The organism is Acinetobacter sp. GN11 (assembly GCF_054823985.1).
On sequence record NZ_JRVL01000174.1, the window covers coordinates 1 to 1,257 of the forward strand.

2 protein-coding genes are annotated in these 1,257 nt (G+C 38.6%); both read left to right on the plus strand.

Translation table 11 applies throughout. The features are described 5' to 3' along the window. Nucleotides 1–334: amino acid permease (locus tag NL42_RS14720; protein WP_461313300.1), on the plus strand; the 334-nt coding region annotated here is incomplete at its 5' end. Nucleotides 335–711: 377 nt separating this feature from the next. Then, a partial coding sequence (locus tag NL42_RS14725) for an amino acid permease (RefSeq protein WP_461313301.1) occupies nt 712–1,257 on the plus strand: 546 nt, incomplete at its 3' end.

Sequence of the window (1,257 nt, forward strand, 5' to 3'; positions counted from 1 at the left end):
TAACACGATGGAAGCATTTACTTTGGCAAGCTCGCTCTGTGTGATTCTATTCATTAGTGTCTGGAGTCTGATCATGGTGTGTTATTTACGCTACCGTAAATTGCGTCCTGAATTACATGAAAAATCAAATTTTAAAATGCCAGGTGGCGTTTGGATGAGTTATGTGGTTCTGGCATTTATGATGTTTACTTTGGTGATTTTGGCACTTGAGCCAGATACATTGAAAGCACTCTATGTCAGTCCAGTATGGTTGATCATTTTAGGTGTTACCTATCATATGCTCTATAAACCACGCATCAAAAAACTAGGACGCGAACTCGTCAACGATCATTAAGTTTTAATAAAAAGCCAATCAATCATGATTGGCTTTTTTTATTTTCTTTCGATTTTTTATCGGAATAATGTTGTTTATTTTTAAATCATCAGTGCAATTTGGAGGGTGTTGGAAAAGTACATATAGCATTATCACATGCTACACTTCGGCTAATCTGGAGAATCCAGATATGTTAATTAAAATTGCCGTGAAGGCAGTACATAAATAATGTGACTTAAAAAAAACAGGACAAACGATTTATCAATTAAGGAAAAATATACTTGAACATCTTGTCCTGAGGTATAGACTCAGCAACCCACGATATACGGTTCGTTTTTCTCCCTATAGGTTGCTGATTTTAAGTTAAGCAAAATATAAAAAGGACTTCTAATATGACAATGGTTCATCATCCAGATGAGGCAGGCTCCCCTGATCATTTACAACGGAAATTAAATAATCGCCATCTACAAATGATTGCAATTGGCGGTGCAATTGGAACCGGCTTATTTATGGGCTCGGGCAAAACCATCTCCCTCGCTGGTCCTTCAATTCTCGTGATTTACATGTTAATTGGTGGCATGTTCTTTTTTCTGATGCGCGCATTGGGTGAACTACTGCTTGCCAACTTACATTACAAATCATTTGTTGATATGGCATATGACTTAATCGGCCCATGGGCTGGTTATTATATAGGTTGGACCTATTGGTTAGGCTGGGTATTGGTCGGTATTGCGGATTTATCTGCGGTCATTAACTATTTAAGTTTTTGGCTACCCGAAGGCGCCAGTTTCTCACCAACACAACAAGCCATGATTAGTGCAGGCTGTGTACTATTCATTTTAGGGCTTAACCTTCTTACGGTGAAGTTGTTTGGTGAAGTTGAATTCTGGTTCGCACTCATTAAGATTTTGGCCATTATTGGCCTGATTGGTGTGGGTGGCTAC